This window comes from Gimesia sp., from assembly GCF_048262075.1.
Taxonomy (GTDB): domain Bacteria; phylum Planctomycetota; class Planctomycetia; order Planctomycetales; family Planctomycetaceae; genus Gimesia.
The window spans coordinates 254,190-281,177 of the sequence record NZ_JBLXFK010000001.1 but is presented as its reverse complement, the minus strand read 5'-3'; the positions used below and the strand labels follow the sequence as shown (position 1 = coordinate 281,177).

The following is a 26,988-nucleotide window of genomic DNA, read 5'->3' as shown; positions in this document are numbered from 1 at the left end:
AAATATTTCTTAGTCTCGTTTTAATTTCAAAAATGGAAACGCATTTCTGTCACATTTTATGAGTCAAGCGGATGACGGCAGAAAAAAGGACCAATCCAGAGTCGAATTTGGCTCAGAAGATGTCATTAAGGCATCGAAGTAATCGGTTGGATAGAACTTTTGAAATTCTTCAAACAGGTTGGGCTAGAGCGGCGATGTCCAGGCTTCTTAAGTAAGTTGCCAGGGTTCCTGGGTGAACGAAGTCCCGCTCTGGCCAGTAAGTATGCGTCCATCCTGCCCAGGACGGATTGTAGGCTCCTGGAAGGTAAGTACTGTCTCAAGGCAAGCAAATATTAGATTTTCTCAGGCTGGCTATTCAGTCCTAAGTTGATCGACCAGTTCGTTCAACTTAGGACGGTGCGCTTTGGTATGTTTTTTGATCGTGGGAGTTTTTAGCAGAGTCTTGATATCCGATTTCGAGCATGCTTGGTACTTTGACATGATCCAGACAAACTCGATGGTGTAATCTTCGGTCATCTTCAATAGAGACCGGCGAGCAGCTGTTATGTCGCCAGGATCAACAGGTATCCACTTTCCGCCGTGCTTCGCCAGAAGATGAATTAGCTTCAGCTTGTTACGTGCAGTCTCTGTATCATATTTCCTGCCATGATCCTCCCGGGAGCTGTATCTCATAAACATGCATGAGTCCAGTGAAACCAGTAAGGATTGGATAGCAGAACAACCTCCATTGTCCTGCTCGTTCGGGTTCATTCCTTGTTTGAGCAGATTATGGATCAGGTCGTAACCTTCGTCTCTGTCGGCATATTTCAATATTTCGTAGACCGCGGGATGATCGGGCCTGATCTTGATCTGTTTCAAGGAGAATACTTTGTAGTTCCCCCAGAGTGCTGCAAAGCCGAGAGCGGATAGTCCGCCATCTTCGGGATCAATTTCCCTGCCAGGCTCAGATTCACCAGGGGTAAACGGGTCAGCACCTGCCCACAACAGCAGTGAGACCCACTTCAGGTTTCCTTCCTGGCAGTGATGACGCAAAGCCACATTCGCCTGTTCCTGAAAACTGGGAAAACGCTCCCGGTATTTTTTGAATATCCGAAGTGCGGTCCGGGTTCGATTACACAATGCAGTTGCCAGTGGCATACCAGTTTCCACGTCGGCACCGTTATCGATGAAAAACTCCATGATTTCAGGTTCCCATGACTCGAAGACTTCATCCATGTCGATCCTGGAAGGTTGAAATCCGTGATCTGCGATCAGCTTTACCAGGTCCAGCCTTTGTTTTGAGATCGCCAGGCCCATGGGGCAGTAGCCATATTCAGAGCCGATTGAGGCTCCCCCTTCCAGCAGCACTTCTACCAGGCTGTGAAAACCACGCTCTATCGCGTACCGTAGCGGGGTATGTTTTTGGTTACCTCCATTGACAGGGACTGGGGGATCGACTGGTCTGTTCTCAACGATCCATTCCTGGACCTGGAACACCTTTCCCTCTCTGCAGAGTTGGACCAGGGGTTCAATTTCTTCACGTGACTGTGCCAGACGGTATCGAGTCGGTATTAGAACCACGATCGAGGCTCCTCCGGGATATCGAGGTCGAGGATCGAAGACGGAGACTCTTTGAGTGGGTCCAGGCGGTCAGCCTGATCTTCGGCCCAGGACAGCCATTGCTCCAGTTCGGGAGACAAAGTAATAGCCCCGGAACTGGATTTGTTCGATTCACGGATGAAATCCAGATACTGCCGAATCTCACGACTGGTTTTCCAGGATCTGGCTTCCTGAACCAGGCTATTTACCCGTTCCTGTTCCTCTGCCTGTTGTTGTCGCAGCTCCGCTCGCTGTTGTTTTTCTAACGCACGTTGTTCGGCAGCTTGTTTGTATTCTCTTTCACGTTCTTCATCCTCCAGTCTGACTTCTCGCTTGCGAGCGGCAAATTTGACTAAGCCGCTGACGACTTTGTTTAAGCAGTCTTCGACCCTTTGTTTTTTGGCATCTCTCCATTGCTTGCGATAACTACTTATTCGATACGAATTCGGTTCATCGATATAGATAGATAATTCCCCGGTGGCGATTTCGTGCGTCACGTAGTTTTTATAGGCAAATTGGTAAGCACCGGTCAGGTCATGTTCTTCAGGTAGTTCCTTCGTGACTTTGATACGTTCCTTGATCCCAAAAGCAACAGATTCCCCGAAGATGGAAACAGTGGGGCCCTCAGAGACGATCAGGTCTCTCAGCTCCAGTGCTTTAATGAGTGCATCCATCACTAAAAACGCACGGTGAAGGCAGTTTCGAGTGACACTGATGTTCAAGGATGGATTTTGATCAGGAACAAGGATTCCAGCATCACCTGCTTGAGCTCCGATAAATTCTTCTTTCGTTGCAGTAATCAGCTTATGGGCACCTCTTAAACTGCAGGCAACTTCAATTTTCTTCTCAGGCTTTTCTTCTTCCGTTTCAGTTCTTTGAATCTGCCCACTCAAGCCTGATTTTTCGTAGCGTTCTTGTTCTACATAGGAAACGATGATCTGGTCGTCATTTTCGCCCGGAGGGAGTGGAGTTTGTGCTGGAGCTTTACCAACTTCTTTCTTGGCCCAGTAGCCGCGTGGTGGGCGGGGAATATTGTGGCGTTTACAAAGTTTTGCCAACCCGACATCAGAAAGCCCAAATTCTGTCGCCAGGCGAGAGGTTGGGACAGACCAGATTTGTTCGTATAGTTCCTGCCGGGAGAGTTTTGTGTCTGACATAATGGAAAACAGCCTTTGCAATTATTACTGTAAAGGTGTTGTCTATTTTGCCAACTGTGTCGTGACAGTCAAATACTTTCTGGGGGGAGTAACGATAGACGCCTGCTGAGATCTGAAATAAGCTGTTTAGCTCAGTTGTTTCGTGGTCTGTCATGAAGTGGACAACCGTGTTGTGTCAATGTACGATGTCAAAATCGTTTCTTTGGGACGACCGGACACAATACTCAGGCAGGACTCCCGGATGGCAAAACGTCAGCCCACGACAGCAGACTTATCAAACCCCGACTGGATGGCAGCAATCCTCAATAGAAAAGGCATCGATCATTTAATCGAAGAGTACTCCGAGAGTACTGCCCCGGAAACGCAAATCATCCAGGCGGCTCTGGATTTATCCCGCCACACTTTACGTGATCATCCCGAATCACTGCGGGAACAGCTACAGGCACGGCTGGTGAGTCAGACTGAGCCGTTCCTGGCACCCTTTCAGAGTTTTCCGGAAGATCAACTGCTGATCCGTTCCGAATGGCCCGCGTTTCAGCGACCGGGGGGACCGCTGCTGCGGACTCTACCCGGGCATGACGATGCGATTAACTGGGTAGCAGTGTCACCGGACGAGCGATTTGCCGTATCAGCCTCAGATGACAGGACTCTGAAAGTCTGGGATATCAGCCGGGGCCTGTTGTTGACGACTCTCAAGGGGCATACTGATTCGGTCATTTGCGCCATTGTGACGCGCGATGGAAAACAGATCATTTCAGGTGCCCTTGATGACACGATCAAAGTCTGGGATGTAAAGTGCGGAAAATTAATCAAAAACCTGAAATGTAAACTCAAACAGACGTTGCGACAGCATTCGGACTGTGTGATCAGCCTGGCTCTGACACCAGACGGCAAGCGGTTCATTTCCGGATCGGACGATCAGACAATCTTAATCTGGGATCTAAAACAGAAAACGGTATTACAGCAACTGGAAGGGCATGACAGCTCCATTAACCGTCTGGCCGTGACGCCAGACAGCAAACATCTGGTTTCTGCTTCGGATGATGAAACACTCAAAATCTGGAACATCGAGACTGGGGAATTGCTGCATACACTCAAAGGCCACACAGAGCGAATTGAAAGTGTCGCCGTCACCCCTGATGGCAGCAGGATTCTTTCCATCTCGGGTAATGGCAGGCTGAAAATTTGGGACTGTGCCCAAGGTAAACTGCTGAAAACGATCCGGGCGCACTCGGACTGGGCTTACAGCGTCGCAATTACCCCGAATGGGCGTTCTGCGATTACCGGTGCTCTGGATGAAACTCTCAAAGTCTGGGACCTGGAGACAGGCACACTCTTGCAGACCCTGACGGGTCATACCCGCGGTGTGCATGATGCCGTTGTGTTTCAGCAAGGGAAGCGGCTCATTTCAGGATCGGGAGACAATACTCTCCGCGTCTGGGACCTGGAAAAAGAGAGTCTGGCTCCTCTCGTACCACGACACACCAGCTATGTAAACTCAATGGCACTGACTCCTGACCAGACAACGATTGTATCCGGGGCACATGACGAGACTATCAAGCTGTGGGATTTGAAGAGTGGCAAGGTCCGTCGGACCCTGAAGGGGCATCATGGTTCGGTTGAGGGGCTGACAGTCACGCCGGACGGGCAGCAGATCGTTTCCTGTTCTTTTGATGATACAGTCCGGATCTGGGATCTCAAGCAGGGCACTTTGATAAACACGCTCCTGGGGCACGATCATGTCGTACACTCTGTCGCGGTAACCCCCGATGGAAAGAAGGCCGTCTCCGGTGCTTGGAATAACTGTCTGAAGATCTGGAACATCGCCACCGGAAAAGTACTTCACACGATCCAAGCACACGACGAGTCGGTAAACTGCGTTGCCATCACGCCGGATGGCAAAAAGATCGTTACAGGCTCCGATGATCAAAGTCTCAAAGTCTGGGACCTCAAGTCCAGAAAGCTGCTGCGGACACTGTCAGCACACAAAGGCAAAATAACCTGTATGGCGTTATCCTCTGATGGTACACGGATTATTTCCGGCTCGACCGATCACAGTCTGAAACTCTGGGATCTCGAAACTGGAAAACTGCAAAAAACATTCAAAGGACATTCTGAAAGAGTCTGCTCTGTGTTGATCTCCGCTGACGGCACTTTTGCTGTTTCCGGTTCTGATGATCATAGCCTGATTCTGTGGGATTGTGTGAAAGGAAAACGCAGACATGTCTGGCGAATGGATGACGCAGTCACCAGCGTGACGCTCTCTAAGGATCTGCAGACAATTGTAATTGGCGATGACACCGGACGCGTCCATAAACTGACAATCCAGTGGCCATATGAGGCAGACTGATAATCTCGTAAGTGCTACAGGATGCATGTCTTTGTCACACCGACTGCCAAGAGACCGACCCGGGATGAATTAGACATTGTGTAACCGCTCTTCTAGAAATACGCTGAAGCCATGCTGCTGCACATCCCACATCGCACCAATGCAGAAGCTCAATCGTAAGAAAAACCCGCCACCATTGCTCCGGGTTGGGGATCTAGCCTTAGGAGACTTAATTGAACGGATTCCTGCTGCAGTTTACGGAGCGGAAGAGGGAGTATCGAACCACTCGTCCTAAATACATTGGAACGTATAACTGGATATTTAACATATCTGGTAATTTCAAAAGTGTTTTTTAAGTTCGTCGGAACACACATCCTTCTCTACGCAGACGCGCCCCAGTTCGCGACCCAGCCAGGCGATGGCCTCGTTCAAAAGCTCTTGAGGGACCGTCCTGTAGTGGAATTCAGACAAAGTCTGCGGGGCGTGATCGTGAATCATACGCTTCAGTCGCTGGTCTGTATTGCTTGCAACAATGGCTTACCGTCGACATCAGGGTATTTGAGTCCCAGTAGTTTGGCGATGGTGGGAGCGATCACGGTATTGTCAACTGTTGGAAGTTTTACTCCTGATTGGATGCCAGCACCGGACAGGATGCACATGGCATTCATCTTCGGTAGTTTTGCCAGAAACCCATGAGAGCCAAGAGACGTTCGCGCGTCTTCATACGTGGTGACAAAGGTATCTCCTGTCACGGAACCGGAAACGGCGTATCCATCTTTCGCGATCAAAATGGCGTCAGGTACCTGCTCATTTTCACGCGGATGCGGGAATCCGACTTCGTCGAAACGATCTGGCAAGAGAACGTCGGCGACGCCTTCCTGCCCTGAGAGCATCTTCTTGAAATCAGCAGAAGCCCGAGCAGCATCAGCTGGATTAGTGCAGTACACAAGACCAATGCCACCTTCTGGAATCACATGGACCTGTGCCTGCGTCAGCTTGCCACCTTCGACCTTCAGTAAACCTGCCTGTCGCAGTAAAACGTTGGGCCGAATCGCTTTGGGCGTGAGCGTAAAACCATGATCAGACACCAGAATAATCGTCGTCTTTTCACGAATGCCAGCATCATCGATCGCGTCTATAATTCGAGAGACACACATGTCAGCATACGCATTGGCAGTGTAGCCTTCTTGTGACTGTGCTCCCCGCTTGTGATGTGTCGCATCATTATTCAGCAGATGGACAAGCATGAGATGTGGTTTACGTTCACGAATTAAGTGACACGCTGCTTCAGTCCAGACATAATCCAACCCAACGATGCTGGCTTTCCGAAAAGAGGCGTGTGTCTCGTCCTTCAAGAGCCCCTCTTCAATCAGTTCGGTTCGTAATCGCGGCGTTGTGAAATCAAGAGCGTTGGGCACATCAGGAAACTGGTCATCGAGCGACTTTGAATTTCGAGTACATGGCCAGTTCACTTCAGCGGTTCTCAGCCCTGCGGTATGAGCCACATCCACCACGGTGGGAACTTTCACAAGATCACTCTGGTCGCGATGTGAATCAATCTTTACTGGCACTCCAATTCCGCCACGCACCAGAACCCCATTTGCAAGTACACCATGTCGACCAGGTTTCATGCCTGTTATCAAAGTTGTGTGGTTGGGCCAGGTGACAGAAGGATCAGAAACTTTCATTCCACCGTCAACGATACAGCCTTCGCGCGCGAGTCGACGAATTGTTGGCAACGGAACTTTAGGATCATCAACAAGATAGGCTGCTAACCCGTCAATGCTGATAACAACCACGTGATGTTGCGCATCGGCTGCTTGAGCCACAGTCAGAGTGTTTAGACAGACCAGAGCAACAACAATCAGACAGTAGAACCGACCATAACTATTACACATGCAAGTTTTCTCCCAGGCGATTGATCCATAAAAAATCGCTTTAACCAATGAACTATCCAATTCTAAAATCATTCCAAAAGATTCTGGTGACCATGCAGGTGTCCTGACACACCCCAGGAGTAACACCGAGAACTCATCGTCTTCCGACTTGTCCGCCAATGCGGTTGCACCCCGCTGATCGCTCGTAAGAAACAGTCTATCATGCAGAGAAAAGTATGACAAACGGGCATGTGACAGATACAATTGGTCCTACGACTACTTCCTGCCTGCGAGTTAGACCGCTACTTTGCTCTCTTTCTGTGATAGACGGATAATTTGGTCTGCTTTTAAAAAACTGGTCCAAATGTTATGAAGGTTCTTAGCGTCCTTTTGACGAGGAGAACTTTTGATGAACGAGAGAAGAAAACATCGCAACCCCGAGCAAATTGTCCGCAAGTTTCGTGATGCGGATGCGATGCTGAATGCTGGTAAAGATCTGGCTTCCGTGCTGCAGGTCCTGGAAGTCAGTGAATCGACTTACCTGCGCTGGCGGAATCAGTACGGCGGATAACAAATCGATGCACCGAAGTGCCCGCTGGTGCGCGTTTTTTGAATTGATCATCGATCGCGGGCACTCGGTGATCTCAATCATTAGCGGGCTGACCAACGTTCTCTCATGATTCACCACCGAAGACGACTGCTCATCATCGTTCCACTGCTCGCCGCCGTCGCGTGTTTCCTCGGTTGGTACGCATACGCTGAATACCGCAAGGCCCAATTCCTGCGAGATCTGCATCTTGTCGGCTTCAGCACTTCAATGATCAGTGAGCCACACGAGGAACAAGAGAATGCCGCACATGATCGAGCGGAAGAACTCGGCATCGATTTGTTCGCCGCATACAAAAGCAACCTTGAATCAGGCTTGCGTTTCCAACTTGCATGGATGCTTATCACCAATCAATCAACTGAATACTCCCAATTCGCGAGTCAAAACATCGATTCTGTCCCATGGCCGGAAGTGCGGATTTGGGTCTCGCGCCGAAATCAAGAATCATTGTCACCCGACTATCGCCAGAAACTGTTGGATCTTATCCTCGCGTCACCCACATCCGAAGCAAAACTCGTTGCGGCTCGTTGGTATCTCAAACAAGGCAAGATTGCCGAATCCGAAGATGCCTATCACGCGGCAATGACAAATGGTCTGTTTTGGGATGCGCTGGATGCGGCCGATCAACTCCTCGAATCAGAACGGTATCATAATGATGCGGTCAATCATCTGCTTTCGGTCGTCCGCGACTCAGAACATTTCGCTGGTCGGGCTGCTTACAGCCTTTTGAATCTGTACGACGTCCGCGACGAATTGAAACCGCTGGTCGACGGCTGCCGCAAAGAACCCAAGGATGGCCCAAACCGAAAACGGCTTGTTGACAAATTGACGCAACTGTTCGAAAAAGATGTTGGCGATTCGAGGCCGAAAACGCACGATCGCTAACCATGCCGTGAATGGGAGCGGTCGATAACGCGGTTTTTGAAGTTGAAGTCTATGACGGCTGCCCAGTTACGGCTGTCGTTGGCATGCCAGGAGTCGTCCATGGGTGAACACTCGGCTTACTACGTGCCAGAAAAACAACGGTCAGTCATTAGCAAAGAGGATGGGCGCGTTTGCAGTTCAGGAGGCGGGAGCAGCGATTCTGGGGGGCCCAGAGGGTTGTAATTTTGCAAGAAAAATTACAGAATAACGGACCACTTAACGGACCAGGGCAGTCTGTTGAATAACGGACCAGAAATTGTTTTTGTAAGTTGTTGTTATAAAACAGTTTAAAAGTCGGGATGACAAGATTTGAACTTGCGACCTCTGCGTCCCGAACGCAGCGCTCTACCAGGCTGAGCCACATCCCGCGGGACGTTCATTCTATCATGCGTGAAAGGCTGGTCAACGGAGACGGGGTATCAAGAGTAGAGATTTTGTACTGTGTTATTTTGATTGTTGAAACACAGGATCCCCGGGTAAGTCTGTAGTTGGATTACCGGGGTAACCACAGATTAATTGAAAAGCTAGAGCTGTTTACCCTGGTTTGTGTCCAGCATTATTGGAGCGCCTCCCGGGGCATCAGGAGGGAAGATCAAAGCAGGAGAGACGCTAGGGTAGTTGTGATACGTTCCAGATCGCATCACATTTAAGTATAGCGAGTCTCAATCTAATATACTCGGACCAAACAGCCCTGGAGACGTTACAGTAAAACTGGACACAGTCTAATATGGTTGAACGATGGGAGTGCCTGCTGCTGTGGCTGGTTCGCTCGGGAAGTGAGCAGGATCGACATTGAGCGGTTCTGGAGAGGCGGTCATGACCGGGGCTCCCATTTGATATGGTTGAGCCGCCATGCCTGGTGCAACTAACATTGGCTGAGAGGTTATCACCTGGTTGCTATATCCGCCAGCCTGGCTGATTTGGCCTGCATTCATCATGGCAACAGTTCCAGAAGTTCCGCCGCTGTTAAAGGTGGGCAGGGGATGTGTGTAGTCAGCCTGTGCTGTGCGAGTTCGATATCGCAGGAGACTTCCGTTCCCCATCGGGCCGTGTTCCCAGCCTTTCGCGACGATACGATTCTGGGAGCTGGTTGTGTCATATGGTTTTTTGATTGAAGCAATACGTGACTGTACCTCAGGCTGATACCATTCTGAGTAGAGTGATTTCTCATACATGGCGATCGCTTCTTCCGAACGTCCGGTCTGTTGATAGACCTGTCCCAGGTGAGCTAAAACTTTGGGATGGTTCGGATCTACGTTTGCTGCTGCTTTGAGTGATTGTTCGGCACCATTGATGTCTCCCGACTGTTCGAGCAGCCAGGCCATTTCCAGGTGTGATTCGGCGATGTAAGGTTGGGTATCCCGCCAGGCAGTAATGTGCTGAACTGCTTCCTGCTGTCGTCCCTGGCTGATCATTAACTCTGCCAGACCATGGTGTGAAGGCTGGTGAGTTGGGTCCATGCGTAGCGCGTTCTGATATGTCTGTTCGGCTCCTGCCAAATCCCCTTCTTTCTCCATGGCCACTGCCAGATTATGGACATAATCCGGGTTGTTCGGGTTGTCGGCAACTGCACGCGTAAATGACTCGCGGGCTTTGGCGTATTCACCACGTTGATAATATCCATTTCCCATTTCATTACTGGCAACGCCATGCATCGAATTACAGCCGGAAAGCATGAAGATTCCCAGTGAAAGTAGAATAGCCAGGTTGCCGATAAATGAAAAATTAGTCCGGGTCAAGTGCATCGTGCACAGCTCCATCGTTTGTAAGCATGGTTCAGAGTCCTATTCTGAAATACATGCTGTCGGAAAATGGTATGGATTGGGGAAGTCAGTTTAAAGGATTTAAAAGTCACTCAGAAAATGACTGGGAGAGAAGTGTCAGGAAGATAGCAGTCTGTGAAAATTGCAGCAAGAGGAGTTTTTCGATATCCCTTCAAAAACTGGATGATGACTGAAAAATATTTCGGAACACAAGTCCCTGCTGAAAATGAAGATACAACATTTCCAACAGGGAGAAACTATAGCGTAACCGATTGGAACTCTTTCTACTGTTATTGGATGGTTGGTTTAGCTGGAGAAGCCGGGATGGCCTCTTGAGGATCGAGTAAAGATCCATGTTTTTCAATGTGGGTGAACCAGCGTCGCGCTGTGGCCCGTCTCTGTGTTGGTGTCGCGATTGCCGAGTAATCGACGGAGCGTCCCGTCAACTGGTTGATATAATTGAAAGACAATTCGCGCACTGCAACATTGCTGTTCTCCAGCCATTCGACAAGTCGACCTGAGATAAACCGGTCTTGTGCATCTTCCTGCTGGAACCCCCAGAGCAGGCGTTCCAAAATTTCTGCCATCTGTGGAGAGAACTGGCTTTGCAGGGATACTGTCAGCAGTGTTCCATTTTCCGGATCACGGAGCAGCCAGTTGCGGATACCAGCGATGGCAGCAATACGTGATTCATGGTGATCGACCTCATTGAGCACTTTCACCAGTTCCTGATAACGGTTTGTCAGTGCCAGTGACTTAGTGGCCAGATCAGACACATTGGGTTTCAAGTCCTTGGTAATGGCAGGCATGGTAAGTGAAACGAGCTGACCATCTTTCAGTTCCTTGACGAACGCGGCGATTAAACGACGTGAAAGATACGAATTGTCTTTGTGGTCAGGTTCGACCCAGTGTGGTACACGCAGTGGTTTAGGACGGTCAGAGGGATTGATCAGCCCCTTGGTCCGATCCTGTGCTGATAGAGACATCCAGTTTCCGGCGTCGATGGTCTGAACTTTTCCTTTGCCGTCAGAAAAGCGAATCATGCCCGAGTATGCATACAGGATCCCTGTGTAATTATCCGCATCAGGAATCTGTCCCGGTTTATTGGGTTGAACCGGAACAATTTCGATGCCACACACACTGTCTCTCGTGACCAGGTCGACGCGCCAGAGTTCGTCGTTCACCTTGATTGAGAGTACCGGGCCGGCTGCGTCTCTGGCATCATTCAAGCCACGAGATGCTTCAATGCGGATGCGACCTTCCTGAATCTGGAAGCCCATGTCTGCGGCTTTGTTTTTGCCGGTATATGTGACAGCCGTTCCGGGAAGAAGTACGACTTTGCAACGCGCTTCAGGGATATTGATCCTGGCTGTAAACGGTTCAGGGGAGGCAACGGTTGAACCAACCTGAATCGGGCTGACTTTGGACAGGATCACCCAGTCATTCTTGTCAGCCAGTTCATGAGTTTTATCAACCTGTTCCAGAAAGAAGCCATCTTCCGATTCGATCTGCGCTGCTGGTGCCTGTTCCGCGACATCGGCCATCTCGATTTTCGGTGGCGCTGGAGCGGAGGGTTTGGTGTTCATGGCTACTGTTTTACCGTCAGGCGAAGCGGGCTGAGGTGGTTCTGTTTTTCCCGCTTGTGGCTGTGGTTCAGTGGGGACCGGGATCGGAAGAGGCTCCGTCAACGGAGGCGTTGTGGGGACCGCCTTGGATGGGGATGCTGTTTCAGCGTCCGCCGGTGGGGGAGGATCGAATGCGGGAGGCTTTGTGTTCATTGCTACGGTTTCGCCTGCCGGTTCTTTTTTCTCCGGAGTTGAAGCGGCAGGCTTCTCATCCGACTCTGATTTTGTTGCGGGAGCAGCGGGAGAACTTTCTTCGGGTGTCATTTCCGGCTTACTGACCGTTTGAGACGGTCCCAGATCGACTTCCAGGTTCTCAACCGAATTACTGGCTAACTGGTCTGAGTTATCACTGCCGGAGAAAATGGGCGGGAAGTAGGTACTGTCGCTGAAGAACAGGCCTGCCCATACTACTGCTGCCAGGAGTACCAGGAAGTACGGAGTCACCCGCTTCCAGAGCGGTTTGGTTTTCAGGTAATCAGGAATGCGCGAAGAGAAGGATTCAGGTTCCTCTGCTGGGATCGTCTGTTGTTTGGCAGGTGTCGGGTTTCGCAATGGTGCTGCAGAAGGGGATTGGGCAGGCATCGAAGTATCAGGGGCGGACGTATCTGGCAAAGTCATTGCACTAGCAGTGGCAGCCCCGGTCTGAGTGCCAGCGGGAGCCGGTCCTAAGGCATAAATACGATCCCTGGTGTCCGGGTTGATTGTAGCGGGCTCACCCAAAACCAGTGTCAATATCTGATGCGAGGCGGCGACTTCTACAAGATTTACATCCGAATTCAGACAGATTTTTTCGACGTCAGCGACGCTTTCCGGCGTGAGCGTATTATCCAGATATTCTGCGACGGTATTCGGATCGGGATTCGAGCCGGGACCTTCAACTTCAGGTGCCGTCAGACGGCGCCTGCGTAATACGTCTTTGATGCGTTCGACCAACGAGGAAGCATAGCTGCTTTCTTCCAGTTTCTTGCCGATTTCTTTGATTTGAGAGGGTTCGAGGACATCGTCCAGGTAGGCAATCAGGGTTCGCAGTGTTAAACGCATACAGCACCATTGCAGGAAAGAGGATTGTGGGGAGATCCGCAAAATTCGGTTTCTCTACCCTTAAATAGTGGGGCTGAAGCGTACTTCCCGTACAAAAATGTGTCAAAAATCTCAAAAAGTTTGAAATTTGCTTGGAAGGAGACGAGCCGCAGGAAGTTGATGATCTAGAACGCGTCACAGATAACAATAGCGTCTGTCAATCTAGTATACTCGGTCCAAATGGACCTGGAGACACTACAGTAAAACTGGTTACAGGTTAATTTGCGTTAGGTGAACCAGGCAGATTCTGCAAGGCTGTTTTCTGATCGGGGCCCTGGATGATAACCGGGACATAGAGTTCCGGGAAATCGGGGTCATTGGTTTTAATGACAATCATCCCGTTATGTTTTCCAGGGGGCACCAGGTTTTCCACGATGACTTCCAGTTTCTGGGAGGTGACTCCTTTATCGAACTCCCGATCTGCCAGTTTTACTGTGGCGTATTTGGAAGTGCTTTCTACGCTGGTGATTTCAAAATCCTTGCCGCCTCGGTAGTCGGAAACGGTCAGTGGGTGAATGGTTCGACCTGGTGTGAATTGATAGATCACCAGTGCTTTCGGTTTGACGACAAGTCTGCGAACAGGCAATTCCAGCTTGAATGTCAGACGGGTGGACCGTTCCTGTGTGTCTTCGTATTTGAAGTCGACGAAATATTCTTTAGGGCCCGGTGATTCACTTGCCGTTTCCATTTTTAGCTGAAATTCACCGGATTCATTCGGTGCGTAAACTTTCTTCTCCAGGCGTGGTTTGAGGCATCCACAACTGGGGACAAGCTCTGTGACGGTCACGGTATGCTCACTCAGGTTTTTAAAGCGGAAACGAGCACCGACAACCCGGGCGGTTTCTTTAACCATGCGGGCATCAACCAGGTAGGTGTCAAATGCTAACGCCGGTTTTGCTTCGGCAGCCCGAGATTCCTGCACGCGTGAGCCAGACCAGTGTGCGAAACTGGCGGTAATGAAAGGGGAAACTGCCAGGGCCAGCAGAATACTGCGGGTCCAGTTTGATTTGAAAATATTAGCGCGCATGGCATCCGTGCCCGTTTGTGTTTGCATAGGGTGGTTTCAATCTCAACAGCACCTATCATTACCACAAACAAAAAAACAGGGCAAGACCGGGTTTCAATCAGGCATCGCAAATGCTGCTCTGGAACAGGTTATTGGCTATGTTTCAGCCGGTGTTGAGATTTCGGGCTCTGTATCTTTATCGTTCGAACCAGATTTCAGAACGGACATCAGGATCAGACCGAGCAACATAATCCCGGCTCCCACCCAGTAGGGGGCAGTAATGCTGCCTGTAATCAACCCGCCTTTGGTTCCCTTAAACAGAATAATGCCCGCAAGAGGCCCGAGGATCCGAGCCAGGGCAGAAATGCTCTGGCCGACCCCGAGAATTCCGCCCTGTTCTTCATCGGAAGTATTCAGTGACAGCAGTGACTGCAGGGAAGGGGTTGTGGCGGAAAATCCAATCACTGAAATCGGGAGCACGGCATAAAGCATGGGGTACGACCCGGAATTGCCAGCCACGCCGATTAACAGCAGTCCGATGACCATCAGAATGATTCCAATGAGTCCCATGCGATATTCACCCAGTCTGGGAATCAGTCGTCTGACCAGAAACCCCTGGCTGAGTGTTAAGATAAAACCGATGTAGGCAAAGATGAAAAAGTTGCTGCGGGCAGCGAATCCGAGTTCCTGAGTCAGCAGAGAGAGAGTGGATTCAAACTGGGCAAACGCGAAGGTGGTCAGAAAGATCGCCAGCAGGATCAGTCCAATCCGCGGTTGTGCCAGGGCATGTCGAAAGCTGGCGATGTCAAACCAGTGATGACGTTTGGCGAGGGATTCGGTCGATTTTTTCGTCAGGGATTCGGGCAGAATGAAAATGGAGAGCAGGGCGGCGATTCCAGAGAGTACGCAGGCGACATAACCTGGCGCTGCGCTGGGGGTGGCACCTGTTTCTGCGGAAACAAAGGCGGCGCCAATCAGGGGGCCGAATGTGAAGCCGATACCAAAGGCGGCTCCAATGAGAGCCATACCTTTACCCCGTTCTTTCGGTCCTGTGATATCTGCGATATAAGCCTGTGCGGTGGGAATCGTTGCGCCAGCAATTCCCGCTCCGATGCGGGTGATGAATAACCAGGAAAGGGCATCAATTCCGAGAAACATACCGGTTTTGCCCAGGGATGTCGCAAATCCGAACATGCCATAAAACAAGGTAGAACCGAGCAGTCCCAGGATCAGAATCGGGCGGCGTCCCACGCGGTCAGAAACCCGACCCCAGATGGGAGCGAACAGAAACTGCATGGCAGAGAACGAAGCCATAAGGAGGCCGAGTGTGGTGCCTCCTGCTTCAAAGTGTTCGCCGTAGCGGGGGAGTAACGGTAAGACGATCCCAAATCCCAGGAGATCGATAAAAACGGTTACGAATATGAGAAACAGGCCTGCCTTGCGTCCATCCGACACGTGATTCCCCTTTGCAGTGGATGCGATGACTATTTAAAAAGAAACAATGCCGAGGGGTTTATTCCTCGGCATTGTGGAATCATGATCGAAATTGAGTCTGATTTCAATAGACTGCGATCAGGCCAGTTTGTCAGCAAAATCTGCTTCGGGTGTGGCCGGATTATCGGGGTCAAACCATTCGGGCTTGAATTCAATGCGAACCTTATGTTTCATGGCCAGGTTGGATGTCAATGCCATGATGGCATCGGCCATCGCGACGGTTCCATTACATTTCAGGCCGCCATCTTTAGGCTCGCTGTGGTTGTCCGTTCGGATACAGTGGCAGAAATGTTCCATTTCTTCGGTGTATCCTCGGCTGATTTCATCGCCCATGGCTTTGGTGGTGTCGGAAGCAGCAGCAGAAGGAGCAGTCGTTTCATAGGCATCCAGAACCGGCCCGCTGCCATCGCTGGATTTGATGACCCACAGACGCTGATCAGGACCGCCGCCACCGGTAGAGGGGCTGGATTCCTTGAAGAGCAGTGCTTCTTTTTCCGTCTTCATAATCAGGGTACCGCGACTACCCAGGACGGTTTCGCCGTAGGGTTCCCAGCGGTTGGTGTTGATGGAGGAGTAAGTCACGATGCAGATATCGCGTGGATTGGTTTCTGCATCGTAGTGAGGCCCTGGGAATTCAAAGGTGACATAAACATGGTCGTCGATCTCTCGATCGTCTTCCTGTTTATCCTTGGAACCGATGCCTTTCACGCCATAGAAGTTTTTGCCGCCATATCCCTGCACTGCCAGGGGGTGAACTTTACCCAGGAAGATGCTGCAGGCATCCAACTGGTGGCTTCCCAACTCGGCCATCAAACCACCGCCCGTCTTGTTGTACAGGCGCCAGTTGATGAGTTCATCCATATTATCGTAGCCATACTCTTTGACTGTCTGGGCGAGCGCCTTTTCGTCTTCTTTCGGAACACTTTTTCGCCAGCTGTCCCGGCCGGGGAAGCTGTTGTTGCGGTGCCACTGGGCACGGATGTGTCGAATGTCGCCCAGCAAACCGGTTTTTACGAGTTGATTTGCATTGTCGTACAGCACGCTGTAGTGGCGTTGATGCCCAACGGCGAGCAGCAGGTTTTTATCTTTGGCTTTTTTGATGAGCTCTTTGCATTCAGTGATGTTATGTGCCATCAGTTTTTCAGAGAGCACATGCAGACCGGCATCCAGGGCTGCCATGGCGATGGGAGCATGCTGGCTGAGAGGAACTGCAATCACGACTGCCTCAAGACCCAGCTCATTTTTTGCGGCGATCAGTTTTTTATGATCATCGAACTGTTTGATTTTTGACGCTTTTTCCTGACCTAATTTGTTGATCAGTCCAACGCGATGCTCATTGCCATGTCCATGCATTGCTTTTTGGCGGTTGGAGGGTCGCAGGTCTGCAATCGCGACGATTTCCATGTATTCGGGCGGATGCTGGGTAATCAGCACGCTGCCTTCATCACCTGTGCCAATGAAGCCAACTTTGACCGGTTTCCCCTTGAGCTCTTCGTATCCAAAGTAGGCTGCACCTAATCCGGTACCCGCTGCTGCAGCTGTCGTGAGGAAATCACGACGCGTAAAAGAAACGGCTTCGTTGAAGTTATCTTTGCCGATCTGTTCCTGTTCGGGAGTCAAATTCATTTTTTATTCTCCTGGTACGCAATGCGTAGCTGTGATCCGTAGAGAGTGATAATTGGTTTAATTATAGGCGGGAAACGAGGTCTTTGTTAGATGTACCTTCATTTCTTACGCAATTTGTACTGAATCAGTTGGTTTTGTTTGTCTTGTTTTTTCGACTATGGAAAAAACGGTAAACCAGTCCATCGATGCCGAACCAGGTTCCCGTAGGTAATGCGGCGATGGCCAACAGTGCCAGAACTTCAATCAGGTTCTTGTTGACGATAAAACTATGTTCAGGCCCGGGGACAGGAGGGACTCCCGGCCAGGGAGGCATGACCAGATAGAAGGAGAGCAGCATTCCCGCTGAAGCGAGTGCTGCGATCCGGGTACCAAAGCCAATCAGGAGCAAAACCCCCAGTATGGTGAGGCTGTAAATGGTCATCATGTTCACGCGATGGATCTGCGTGTTTTCGAGAGGGACGGGGCCAGCTGCCAGTTGTTCGGGAGTAAGCAGTTTGCTGGCTTCCGCTTCCATTTCGTCTTCCATGGCCCGAATGGGATTGACCAGGCTGGCTTTCGTTTGCTGGATTTCAGCCCAGATCTTATTAAGGTGATCCACCTTGAAATCCTGATCGGCTTTGGCAAGTCGCTGTTCATAGCGATCCAAAGCGATTTTGTATTGCTCGATTTTTCCGACGCGTTTCCCGTCGATGGTGCCTTCCTGTTCGACGTCGATTTCTCCGGCCAGTTCCGGATTGCCTCGCAGTGAAGCCTGCATTTTCTCGATATAACTGAGTCGGGCCGAACGGGCATAGACTTTTTCGACGGCTTCATAATACTCACGGTCGAGTTCTGTTCCACCAGTCAATTTCCCATCGGGGCCTTTCTTAACGGGCACCATTTTCTGCAGACGCTGTTTTTCTGCCGGGGTGAGGTGTGTTTCACCATTCACAATCAATCGTTTGCGTTGAGGGTCAAATTCAATGACTTTCCCCAGGCTGCCATTGAATTTAACAGTGGGGGGTAAGGCACTCAGTACTGCTGCAAATGAACTGCTGCCTTTAACCATCTGGTCTAACCGGGATTTCTGGGCGTCAGTCAGGTTGGGATAGTGGTTCAGGAAACGCTGTTCCCAACCCAGCCACTTGGCTTTGACTTTGTCCGCGTCAAGCCAGTTCAGGTCATTGGGGTCCCCGGTCATGTTGCGAAAATGGTCTCGAAAAGGCCCTTTGGCATTATTGAGGTAACCGGCGGCCGTCCAGGGGCGATTGGAACTGAGCGTGTCGATCTTCCAGAGACCTTCATAGAGCAACTGCCAGCCAATACTGAGACGTAATACGACGATGAACAGGACCGCGATGCCTGTTATTTTCTTTAAATCTTGCACTCGTAAACCCTCTTTTATTCAGGGGATTTCAATTTCGTTAGTCTGATTCAATGTGACGATTCTGGCGTGTTTCATTCCAAAATGGAATGAATGGTTCTGGTTCGCACCCTGGTATTTATGCTTCCTGAAAGAACATGAATGCTGAGTCAGATAACTCAGATCCAGCCGTCTTACCGCTCTCGGTAACGAGCAATCGTGACCAGGGAGCGTGCGATTTACGAACCTGTTCTTCAAAGAGTCCTTTATAACGACAAATCATTGTGACAACAATTGGTCGCGATCCAGGAACAGAAACTCATTCGGAATTCCACGAATGACCGGACTGAGTTTTCTGCCTTGGGCAGGGGGGGGAATTAAAATCGTACCGACCTGACTATGATTATCGCAATACTCCAGAGCCTTTTCGATACCGATTACGTAAAAAGCGGTAGAAAGGGCGTCCGCGAGGGCTGCATCAGGGGCGATAACCGTTACAGACAGTAATTCCGAGACCGGCCAGCCCGAGCGTGGGTCGAGAATATGTCCGTAACGTTTTCCATCAAGTCGAAAATGCTGTACTGAAGAACCACTGGTTGACATGGCGCAATCCTGCAGCAGGATGGTTCCCAGCCGCTGGCTGGTAAAGAGTGGGTTTTTGATTCCCACGGGCCAGCCTGGCAGTTCGTTGTGAGATCCCGTGGCGAGAATACTGCTGAAACCACCATAAAACAGCCAGTTATCCTGTTCTTCTGACTTTAGAAACTGGCCGGCGAGATCCAGGGCATAGCCTTTGCCAATGCCTCCCAGGTTCAGTTCATTCTGGGGTGACTGGTACTGGATTGTTTGCGCGTCCTGATTAAACACGAACTGATCGATGCCGGTATGCTGCAGGCAGGCATCGATTTCCTGTTGTGTGGGAAGGCGACCAGACAGTCTGCATTCACGCCACAATGCGATGAGAGGCCCCGAGGATGGGTCAAAACCCCCTTCTGTGTCCAGGCAGATCTGGCGGGCCTGATTGAGAACTTCAAACAGGCGAGGATCCATGCTGACAGGTCCCTCCGCCGCCGTGGCGTTGACGCGCGACATCTCGCTGGTACTGCGGTAGACTGTCATGAGTTGTTCGTACTCGTGTATCAGATCCAGTGCATCTGATGCACGCATGACCTGCTGGCTGGGCCCCGGATTCATGACCATGGCGAATTCCGTTGCCATGGCCCGGGTACTTAAGCGAATCGTGGGACCGCCTGTAGGGGCAGCGAACTCTTCAGTCGCCTGATTGAGATAATCGGCCAGATCGCTGCCGGTATTCTCAATCGCCTGTTTCAGAACGCGTCCTGTCAGGAAATCACGACGATTACTGTTCGTTTTGTTCTCAGGCATGGGAGCACATTTGAATTTTAAGTCAACGTTTGCCTGATGAGATCAGTTAACACTCGCCTGTTTTAAAGCAGGCGAGCGACTCTATCCGTTCTCAGGCAAATGAGGTGAAGTAAGGAACGTCAGCGGCCCGTTCTTTGATTTCAGAGGTACTTTTTAGCAATTGGGCTAAAAAGTCGTAGGTTCCTGAAATCAAGGCAGAGCGTGCATTATCAGGCAGGGTGCAGTCAAACTGCTGATCACCACAGGTGATTTTCATGGTTTGCAGATCAACCGTAATTTCCTGCTTCGGATTCTGTTTGATGGCTTTATCTAATGCTTCGAGGGTCTGTCGACTGGCACAGACGGCGGGCACTCCAAGGGAAGTGCAGTTACCAAAAAAGATTTCCGCGTAGGATTCTGCAATAATCGCCTGGATGCCCCAGCGGATCAGCGATTGCGGTGCGTGTTCACGAGAGGAACCGCAGCCGAAATTACGGCCGCCGACAAGGATGGATGCTTCCTGGTATTCGGGCTTGTCAAAGGGGTGATCGGGGTCCTGGATGCGGTCGTCTTCAAACGCATGTTCGCCGAGGCCTTCAAAAGTAACGCAACGTAAAAAGCGGGCCGGGATGATGCGGTCGGTGTCGATATCGTCCAGTAAAAGGGGAATCCCGGTTCCAGTGATGTTTTCTACTTTATTCATGGTTCTGTTCTTTTGATTTATGCAATCGAATTTATTTTGACAGTTAAATATTTAGATGCTGTAGTTGAGTTATACTGTTGCGGGACTGAGGAGTTCCCGGACATCGGTGACACAGCCATTGACGGCTGCAGCAGCGACCATCGTCGGACTCATTAACAGGGTACGGCCGGTAGGGCTGCCCTGGCGTCCTTTGAAGTTCCGGTTACTGGAAGAGGCACACAGCTCGTTTCCAACGAGTTTATCGGGGTTCATGGCCAGGCACATTGAGCAGCCTGCTTCACGCCATTCAAAACCTGCATCAGAAAAGATTTTGTCCAGTCCCTCTTCAATCGCCTGTTTGCGGACCAGTTGTGAACCGGGGACAACCAATGCCCGAACATGTTCGGCGACATGCCGCCCTTCAACGACTTTTGCTGCTTCACGCAGGTCGGAAATTCGAGAATTCGTACAGGAACCGATGAAGGCGACATCGATTTTCTGTCCCTTAATCGGCTGGTTTTCTTCCAGCTCCATGTAACGGAAGGCTTCCTTGATCAGTGTCTGCTCATCGGGGGCATAGCTGGAAATCGGCGCCAGGTTTTCAGAGACGCCTACAGACTGCGCGGGGGTGATGCCCCAGGTGACGGTGGGTTCGATGTCAGCGGCATCAAATTCCACGACATCGTCGAATTTTGCATCAGGGCCGGAAGCCAGGCTGAGCCACCATTCAGCGGCTTTGTCGAATGCGGCGCCTTGTGGAGCAACCGGACGGCCTTTCAGATAGTCGACGGTGGTCTGATCGGGATTGATGTATCCACAACGGGCACCCCCTTCGATGCTCATGTTGCAGACCGTCATGCGTTCTTCCATCGACATACGATCGAACACTTCGCCCGCGTATTCATAAGCGTAACCAACGCCACCCTGAACTCCCAGTTTGCGGATAATGTAAAGTGTCACGTCTTTCGCAGTCACGCCGGGGCCAAGTTCACCATTCACGAGAACCTGGCGGACTTTAGGGCGTCCCAAGGCCATGGTCTGTGTGGCCAGCACATGTGCGACCTGACTGGTCCCGATTCCCAGCGCTATCGAACCGAAGGCACCGTGGGTACTGGTGTGACTGTCTCCACATACAATGGTCATACCAGGTTGAGTCAGTCCCTGCTCAGGGCCGACGACGTGTACGATTCCCTGGCGGCTGTCATCCACATCCAGCAGGGTGACGCCAAATTCCTGACAGTTTTTTTCGATGGCAGACATCATTTCTTCAGCCAGCAGGTCTGCAAAGGGACGTGCCTGGTTCTGTGTGGGGACGATATGGTCTACCGTGGCAATCGTGCGTTCGGGGAACAGTACTTTCAGTCCTCGGTCACGCAGCATTTCAAAGGCCTGTGGGCTGGTGACTTCATGAATCAGGTGTAAGCCAATCAGCAACTGATCCTGCCCGGATTCAAGAGTTTTGACGCAGTGTAAGTCCCAGACTTTATCGAACAGATTTTTTGTGTTACTCATCTTTTTCTTTATTTCGTTCAACTCAAATATGCAGTGACAGAGGGATAACAGGCTTTGGAAGCAGACGGAAACCGGCGTGTTCCCAGATGACACGCTGGCAGCGGCATGGGTTTTCTGAACTCATGGTCACATGGTTTTCCTGATCAGAAAACGTGATCAGAAACCTTACACAAAACCATCAGTAAATATAAGGTTTCCGAGCCTGACAAATCCAAAAAACTCCAGCCAGAGTGGTGGAAATCACAGTTAAACCAAAGAATCCTGTGTTCCTGCCGGGGTTGGAATGATGACATTATTGCAAGTTTGTCTGCTTTCTCTACTACATTGTAGGAATTTTACAGAGTAAATGGGACAAGAATTTTAAAAAGGGGTGCTGGAACCGTTGTGTATTGTTCAGTCAGCTTTTAAACTCCACGACTTGATGCAAGTTATTGCCTCACCATAACTTTGAGAACACTGACAACGACTGGGGAGTAGGCGGCATGCCTTAACCTGCTGTCGTTGTTCGGCTTAGGTTCCGGTTTTGCGCTCAGGTTCTGTCATGGATGAGCTGCGGTGAAGCAGGTTTGTCTGGCATCCCCAGTAGAAAAACAAATTCAATTTAGTTCGTAACGGACTGGTTTTTAACGTGTTTGAAGGTTTAACGTCCAATCTGAAAACTGCACTCAGCGGTCTTGCCCGTGGTGGAAAACTCACCGAAGGCAATATCAGGGACGGGTTGCGCGAAGTGCGGCAGGCCTTACTGGAAGCAGACGTTAATTACGAAATTGCCACCAGCTTTATTGAGCGGGTTACCGAGCAGGCGGTTGGTGAAAAAGTTCTCAAATCAATTCGACCTGATGAGCAGATTGTCGGTATCGTTCATCAGGAGCTGATCAACCTGATGGGCCCTGTCGAGCCTGGATTTGCATTCAGGCCGTCTGGTATCACAGTGATCATGATGTGCGGTCTGCAGGGGAGCGGTAAAACGACCACCTGTGGTAAGCTGGCCCGTCTGTTAAAAGAACAGGGCCGGAAACCAATGCTGGTCGCAGCCGACCTGCAGCGTCCCGCGGCGATTGAGCAGTTGAAAGTGATTGCCGGCCAGGTCGACGTTCCTGTACATGCAGAAGCCCCTGATGGCAATAACGCGGTCAAAGTCTGTCAGAACGGGTTGAACCAGGCGAAAAAGCTGGGGAATGTTGACACCGTCATTCTGGACACCGCCGGCCGTCTGCATGTTGACGAAGACTTGATGAAAGAGCTGGAGCAGATTGAACGCAAGCTCCAGCCTGACCAGGTAATCTTCGCCTGTGATGCGATGACGGGGCAGGATGCTGTCAATAGTGCGAAAGCATTCAATGAAGCGCTGGAACTGGATGGAGTCATCCTGACCAAGCTGGACGGCGACACGCGTGGCGGGGCCGCGCTAAGTGTCAAAGAAGTAACCGGCGTACCGATCAAGTTTATTGGTGTTGGCGAAGCTTTGGATCGCCTGGAGCCGTTCCACCCTGACCGGATGGCAGGACGAATCCTGGGAATGGGCGATGTCGTCTCCCTGGTGGAAAAGGCACAGGAACAGTTTAATGAAGAAGAAGCCGCTGATCTGCAGAATCGGATGGCTTCCGGAAAATTCAGTCTGAATGACTTTCAGAAACAGATGGCCACCATACGTAAGATGGGGCCGATGCGGGAAATCATGAAAATGATCCCCGGCATGGGCGGCCTGATGGATACGAATCCCGATGTGGATCCCGGTTCGGAAATGAAGCGGATTGATGCGATCATCAGTTCGATGACACCGGCAGAACGGGAAGAACCCGGCCTGATCGATCACAGCCGCCGCCGTCGCATTGCGTTGGGAAGTGGATCAGATCCTTCGGATATCAGTAGGCTGGTCAAAGATTTCAACAACATGGCGGGCATGATGCAGAAAATGGCCGGCATGGGTATGCGTGACAAGATGAAAGCCATGCGAGAACTGTCATCGGGAGCCATGATGGATCCAATGGGTGGCATGGCCAATAAGAAGGAACGCAGCAAACGGGGTGGCGACCCCATGAAGCTGCGAGAGAAAAAGAAAAAAGAGCGTAAAAACAAAAAGAAGCAGCGAAAGAAAAACCGTTAGTCGGACTGACGGTGATCGTTGCTTTCAAGTAAGAGTGTATCGCAACATTTTGTATCTTCCATAAGATTAGAGTTAGTTTCCTAAAGGAGAATTTAGTGGCAGTTCGTATTCGTATGAAAAGAATGGGACGTAAGCATCGCCCCTTCTATCGTATTTGTGTAATGGATTCACGCAAACAGCGTGATGGTGCAGCAATTGAAGAAATCGGTACTTATGACACTTCAGTTGCCGACAAGTCAAAACGCGTTGAAATTAACATGGAACGCGTAGACTACTGGATGTCTGTCGGTGCAAAGCCTTCGGAAAACGTGGCTACACTCATCAAGAAGGTCAAGAAAAACAAATTTGGTACAGCGGCTGCTCCGGCACCTCTGACCGCTCCTAAAGAGCCAGCCCCCGAGCCAGAACCAGAAGCGGAAGAAGCATCTGCAGAAGCAACGGAAGCCGGTTCAGAAGAAGCTGCTGCCGAAGAGACACCCTCAGAATAGTAAACTTCTGGTTCGTTTAGAAACAGTTTCGCTCTGAGAGAGCATTATGCGATTTGATATTCTGACTTTGTTTCCCGAACTGTTTGACAGCTACCTGGAACAGGGCCTGCTTAAACGGGCCATCCAGAATCAACTGGTTGAGATTCAACGTTGGAATTTTCGAGACTGGGCTACAGACAAACACGCCTCGGTAGATGACCGCCCTTACGGTGGCGGGCCGGGAATGTTGATTGGTTGTGACACGGTATTTCAATGTGTTGAACATGTTCAGGAAGTTATTCCTGAGCCAGGCAAGCTGATCATGTTAACCCCGCAGGGGCGAACATTGAACCAAAGCCTGGCACAGGAGTTATCGAAAGAACGGCAACTGACTTTACTTTGTGGAAGATACGAAGGGTTCGACGAACGGATCCGCATTGGTCTTGAGCCAATGGAAATATCGGCGGGTGACTTCATTACCAATGGAGGGGAAGTGCCGGCCATGTTGATTATTGAGACTGTGATCCGGTTAATTCCGGGAGTGCTGGGCGATGAAAGCAGTGCCAAATACGATTCGTTTTCCGAATCGGGGCTGCTGGAATATCCACAGTACACGCGGCCTCAAAACTTTCGTGGAATGGAAGTTCCGGAAGTGTTGTTAAGTGGAAACCATCAGGCGATAGCCCGCTGGCGTCATGAGCAGAGCCTGTTGCGAACTCGTGAACGACGCAGTGATCTGTTAACTGAATCGGAATCAAATTCAACTTAAACCAGATATTGTAAACAGTGCATTACAGGCGTCCTCGTCAGGGCTCCGGAGAATGTACCAAGAGGACTTTGAGTCATGCAGGAATTATTGAAAAAAGTAGAAGCGTCCAGCCTTCGCGAAGAGCCACTTCAGTATGAAATCGGCGACACCGTTGATGTGCACACACGAATCCAGGAAGGTGACAAAGAGCGCATCCAGATTTTCAGTGGTGTGATTATCGCCAGCCGCGGTGGTGGAACACGTGAAAGCTTCACTGTTCGTCGCATCGTTGCCGGTGAAGGGGTGGAGCGGATCTTTCCCGTGAATTCACCTAAAATTGCCAAGCTGGAAATCAAACGACATGGTCGCGTGCGTCGCGCCAAGTTGTACTACCTGCGTGACCGCGTTGGTAAAGCAACTCGCTTGACCGAACGTCGTGCCAAAGTCAAAGACGCAGAGTAACAGCGAAAATGCAGCAGGAGCACTGGGACTGTTTCAGTGCTCCTGAATCAGCTGCCCGATGCGCTAATGCGATGGGGGAGCTTTACCCCGGTTGACGGTATTCGCGTATGACTGGAAAATGGCTCAGTCGATTACTGGGAGACAAAGGCGAACGCGCTGCCGTTCGCTTTCTAAAGCAGCTGGGCTATTCAATCATTGCGAGGCAATACAGGACCGACCAGGGGGAAATCGATGTGATTGCCCTCGACGGGAACACGGTCGTCTTTATCGAAGTCAAAACGCGCAAAAATGATGCCAAAGGACAGCCCTTTGAGGCTGTCACATTGCAGAAGCAGAAGCAACTGACCCGCCTGGCAGGTGTTTTTCTAAAAAAGCAGCAGATGTTGTCCCAGCCTGCACGCTTTGATGTCATCTCGATTTTATGGAATGCTGCGCAGTCCCAGCCAGAGATAAGGCATTTTCAGAATGCGTTCGCTCCCTCTGGTGAGTTTCAGTTTTTTACGTAATCCCTCAGGATTGTAATCTTCTGACCATCCTTCTACATTGACTCTGTCCACGCTGGCAGGTGCGCTTTCAGCGAAGGATCTGTAATTTTGTGTGACTGCATCCAGGCGTTGTTGATACGGTGAATGCGGTCACTCACTGGTTGTTTGAGAAACTGTTTGCATGTGAAGGAGTCGAGTATGTCTGTTGAGCAAAAAGCAGCTGAGTCAGGTCTGGTTTTTGAACCGATTGAACCTGGATATCTGAATCTCTGCATCCGCAGCGGTAATCTGTTGATGACATCGGGGCATGTCAGCGATCAAAAAGGCCGACTGGGTGAGAATGTGTCTGTGGAAGAGGGCCAGGCAGCTGCCCGCGACTGTGCGATTAAAATTCTGCGCTCCGTACGCGATGAGCATGGTACCCTGGATGGTTTGAAAGTGATCAAACTGCTGGGCTGCGTGAACTCAACTCCTGATTTCACAGATCAGCACCTGGTGATTAATGGTGCTTCCGATCTGTTCCATGAACTGTATGGTAAGACCGGCGATGGTTATCATGCCCGCAGTGCACTTGGATTTGCGTCATTACCGACGGGGGTTGCCGTTGAAATTGAGGCTGTTTTTGAGATCAAAGATGCCTGAAACTGGTATGAGCCTGCCGATCGGGGAAGACAGAGAGGCTGGGTGGGAACTGTCAAAGAAATCAGCTTTTCTGGAAAACCGCTTGACAAACTGAACGGCAAAGTGTGTAA

At 50.6% G+C, this 26,988-nt stretch carries 20 protein-coding genes, 1 tRNA gene and 1 pseudogene; 9 read left to right on the top strand and 13 right to left on the bottom strand.

Features of this window, described 5'->3' with window-relative positions:
- Positions 1-351 precede the first annotated feature (351 nt).
- Both ACN0YH_RS01000 and ACN0YH_RS00995 read right to left on the bottom strand, forming a co-directional pair.
- The gene (locus ACN0YH_RS01000; protein ID WP_417377690.1) at positions 352-1,560 is read right to left on the bottom strand and encodes an ankyrin repeat domain-containing protein; all 1,209 of its coding nucleotides are present in this window, start codon (positions 1,558-1,560) and stop codon (positions 352-354) included.
- The gene (locus ACN0YH_RS00995) at positions 1,551-2,735 is read right to left on the bottom strand and encodes a hypothetical protein (RefSeq protein ID WP_417377689.1); all 1,185 of its coding nucleotides are present in this window, start codon (positions 2,733-2,735) and stop codon (positions 1,551-1,553) included. Before ACN0YH_RS00995 ends, ACN0YH_RS01000 begins: the two co-directional genes overlap by 10 nt.
- 241 nt (positions 2,736-2,976) lie before the next feature.
- Between ACN0YH_RS00995 and ACN0YH_RS00990 the strand changes: the two genes are divergently transcribed.
- Complete coding sequence (locus ACN0YH_RS00990; protein ID WP_417377688.1) at positions 2,977-5,085, top strand: hypothetical protein; 2,109 nt, start codon at positions 2,977-2,979, stop codon at positions 5,083-5,085.
- A 482-nt stretch (positions 5,086-5,567) separates the two neighbouring features.
- Here ACN0YH_RS00990 and ACN0YH_RS00985 read toward each other — a convergent pair whose 3' ends face one another.
- Positions 5,568-7,034, bottom strand: coding sequence for an alkaline phosphatase family protein (locus tag ACN0YH_RS00985; RefSeq protein ID WP_417377687.1), 1,467 nt, complete (start codon positions 7,032-7,034; stop codon positions 5,568-5,570).
- 316 nt (positions 7,035-7,350) lie between these two features.
- On the opposite strand from ACN0YH_RS00985, the pseudogene ACN0YH_RS00980 reads away from it, so the two are divergent.
- Positions 7,351-7,509: pseudogene (locus ACN0YH_RS00980) on the top strand (IS3 family transposase); the annotation flags it as partial.
- A 108-nt stretch (positions 7,510-7,617) separates the two neighbouring features.
- Positions 7,618-8,433 (top strand): hypothetical protein, encoded by an 816-nt coding sequence (locus ACN0YH_RS00975; protein ID WP_417377686.1) that lies wholly within the window; start codon positions 7,618-7,620, stop codon positions 8,431-8,433.
- Between the two features lie 333 nt (positions 8,434-8,766).
- On the opposite strand, the gene ACN0YH_RS00970 is transcribed toward ACN0YH_RS00975, so the two are convergent.
- The 10 genes from ACN0YH_RS00970 to leuC all read right to left on the bottom strand — a co-directional run bounded on the left by ACN0YH_RS00970 (position 8,767) and on the right by leuC (position 21,967).
- Positions 8,767-8,840, bottom strand: a tRNA-Pro gene (locus ACN0YH_RS00970).
- A gap of 354 nt (positions 8,841-9,194) precedes the next feature.
- On the bottom strand, positions 9,195-10,217 hold the full coding sequence (locus tag ACN0YH_RS00965) for a tetratricopeptide repeat protein (protein WP_417377685.1): 1,023 nt from the start codon (positions 10,215-10,217) through the stop codon (positions 9,195-9,197).
- Positions 10,218-10,525: 308 nt separating this feature from the next.
- A complete protein-coding gene (locus tag ACN0YH_RS00960) occupies positions 10,526-12,901 on the bottom strand; it encodes a hypothetical protein (protein ID WP_417377684.1) in 2,376 nt (791 codons plus the stop codon).
- A 256-nt stretch (positions 12,902-13,157) separates the two neighbouring features.
- The gene (locus ACN0YH_RS00955) at positions 13,158-13,994 is read right to left on the bottom strand and encodes a DUF1573 domain-containing protein (protein WP_417377683.1); all 837 of its coding nucleotides are present in this window, start codon (positions 13,992-13,994) and stop codon (positions 13,158-13,160) included.
- 108 nt (positions 13,995-14,102) lie between these two features.
- Complete coding sequence (locus ACN0YH_RS00950) at positions 14,103-15,401, bottom strand: MFS transporter (protein ID WP_417377682.1); 1,299 nt, start codon at positions 15,399-15,401, stop codon at positions 14,103-14,105.
- Between the two features lie 117 nt (positions 15,402-15,518).
- The gene (locus tag ACN0YH_RS00945) at positions 15,519-17,066 is read right to left on the bottom strand and encodes a Gfo/Idh/MocA family protein (RefSeq protein ID WP_417377681.1); all 1,548 of its coding nucleotides are present in this window, start codon (positions 17,064-17,066) and stop codon (positions 15,519-15,521) included.
- A 124-nt stretch (positions 17,067-17,190) separates the two neighbouring features.
- Positions 17,191-18,432 carry a DoxX family protein gene (locus ACN0YH_RS00940; protein WP_417377680.1) on the bottom strand — a complete coding sequence of 414 codons (1,242 nt, stop codon included), beginning with the start codon at positions 18,430-18,432 and terminating at the stop codon, positions 17,191-17,193.
- 255 nt (positions 18,433-18,687) lie between these two features.
- Complete coding sequence (locus ACN0YH_RS00935) at positions 18,688-19,794, bottom strand: FAD:protein FMN transferase (protein ID WP_417377679.1); 1,107 nt, start codon at positions 19,792-19,794, stop codon at positions 18,688-18,690.
- A gap of 91 nt (positions 19,795-19,885) precedes the next feature.
- Entirely contained in the window at positions 19,886-20,476 is a 591-nt protein-coding gene (gene leuD / locus ACN0YH_RS00930; protein ID WP_417377678.1) for a 3-isopropylmalate dehydratase small subunit, read from the bottom strand.
- 69 nt (positions 20,477-20,545) lie between these two features.
- On the bottom strand, positions 20,546-21,967 hold the full coding sequence (gene leuC / locus ACN0YH_RS00925) for a 3-isopropylmalate dehydratase large subunit (protein WP_417377677.1): 1,422 nt from the start codon (positions 21,965-21,967) through the stop codon (positions 20,546-20,548).
- A gap of 628 nt (positions 21,968-22,595) precedes the next feature.
- Between leuC and ffh the strand changes: the two genes are divergently transcribed.
- The 6 genes from ffh (at position 22,596) to ACN0YH_RS00895 (ending at position 26,878) form a co-directional block, all read left to right on the top strand.
- Positions 22,596-24,074: a signal recognition particle protein gene (gene ffh, locus ACN0YH_RS00920; RefSeq protein ID WP_417377676.1), complete on the top strand. Its 1,479-nt coding sequence runs from the start codon at positions 22,596-22,598 to the stop codon at positions 24,072-24,074.
- Positions 24,075-24,169: 95 nt separating this feature from the next.
- Entirely contained in the window at positions 24,170-24,562 is a 393-nt protein-coding gene (gene rpsP / locus ACN0YH_RS00915) for a 30S ribosomal protein S16 (RefSeq protein WP_417377675.1), read from the top strand.
- Between the two features lie 46 nt (positions 24,563-24,608).
- A complete protein-coding gene (gene trmD, locus ACN0YH_RS00910) occupies positions 24,609-25,310 on the top strand; it encodes a tRNA (guanosine(37)-N1)-methyltransferase TrmD (RefSeq protein WP_417377674.1) in 702 nt (233 codons plus the stop codon).
- A 75-nt stretch (positions 25,311-25,385) separates the two neighbouring features.
- Complete coding sequence (gene rplS / locus ACN0YH_RS00905; protein WP_417377673.1) at positions 25,386-25,751, top strand: 50S ribosomal protein L19; 366 nt, start codon at positions 25,386-25,388, stop codon at positions 25,749-25,751.
- Positions 25,752-25,858: 107 nt separating this feature from the next.
- The gene (locus tag ACN0YH_RS00900) at positions 25,859-26,257 is read left to right on the top strand and encodes a YraN family protein (RefSeq protein WP_417377672.1); all 399 of its coding nucleotides are present in this window, start codon (positions 25,859-25,861) and stop codon (positions 26,255-26,257) included.
- 177 nt (positions 26,258-26,434) lie between these two features.
- Entirely contained in the window at positions 26,435-26,878 is a 444-nt protein-coding gene (locus ACN0YH_RS00895) for a RidA family protein (protein ID WP_417377671.1), read from the top strand.
- Positions 26,879-26,988 lie beyond the last annotated feature (110 nt).

What these genes read in the sequence shown, in the direction of transcription:
- ACN0YH_RS00995 (WP_417377689.1), bottom strand. Translation starts at nt 2,735, where the DNA reads ATGTCAGACACAAAACTCTCCCGGCAGGAACTATACGAACAAATCTGG.
- ACN0YH_RS00990 (WP_417377688.1), top strand. Translation starts at nt 2,977, where the DNA reads ATGGCAAAACGTCAGCCCACGACAGCAGACTTATCAAACCCCGACTGG.
- ACN0YH_RS00985 (WP_417377687.1), bottom strand. Translation starts at nt 7,034, where the DNA reads ATGATTTTAGAATTGGATAGTTCATTGGTTAAAGCGATTTTTTATGGA.
- ACN0YH_RS00975 (WP_417377686.1), top strand. Translation starts at nt 7,618, where the DNA reads ATGATTCACCACCGAAGACGACTGCTCATCATCGTTCCACTGCTCGCC.
- ACN0YH_RS00965 (WP_417377685.1), bottom strand. Translation starts at nt 10,217, where the DNA reads ATGCACTTGACCCGGACTAATTTTTCATTTATCGGCAACCTGGCTATT.
- ACN0YH_RS00960 (WP_417377684.1), bottom strand. Translation starts at nt 12,901, where the DNA reads ATGCGTTTAACACTGCGAACCCTGATTGCCTACCTGGACGATGTCCTC.
- ACN0YH_RS00955 (WP_417377683.1), bottom strand. Translation starts at nt 13,994, where the DNA reads ATGCAAACACAAACGGGCACGGATGCCATGCGCGCTAATATTTTCAAA.
- ACN0YH_RS00945 (WP_417377681.1), bottom strand. Translation starts at nt 17,066, where the DNA reads ATGAATTTGACTCCCGAACAGGAACAGATCGGCAAAGATAACTTCAAC.
- ACN0YH_RS00935 (WP_417377679.1), bottom strand. Translation starts at nt 19,794, where the DNA reads ATGCCTGAGAACAAAACGAACAGTAATCGTCGTGATTTCCTGACAGGA.
- leuD (WP_417377678.1), bottom strand. Translation starts at nt 20,476, where the DNA reads ATGAATAAAGTAGAAAACATCACTGGAACCGGGATTCCCCTTTTACTG.
- leuC (WP_417377677.1), bottom strand. Translation starts at nt 21,967, where the DNA reads ATGAGTAACACAAAAAATCTGTTCGATAAAGTCTGGGACTTACACTGC.
- trmD (WP_417377674.1), top strand. Translation starts at nt 24,609, where the DNA reads ATGCGATTTGATATTCTGACTTTGTTTCCCGAACTGTTTGACAGCTAC.
- rplS (WP_417377673.1), top strand. Translation starts at nt 25,386, where the DNA reads ATGCAGGAATTATTGAAAAAAGTAGAAGCGTCCAGCCTTCGCGAAGAG.
- ACN0YH_RS00900 (WP_417377672.1), top strand. Translation starts at nt 25,859, where the DNA reads ATGACTGGAAAATGGCTCAGTCGATTACTGGGAGACAAAGGCGAACGC.
- ACN0YH_RS00895 (WP_417377671.1), top strand. Translation starts at nt 26,435, where the DNA reads ATGTCTGTTGAGCAAAAAGCAGCTGAGTCAGGTCTGGTTTTTGAACCG.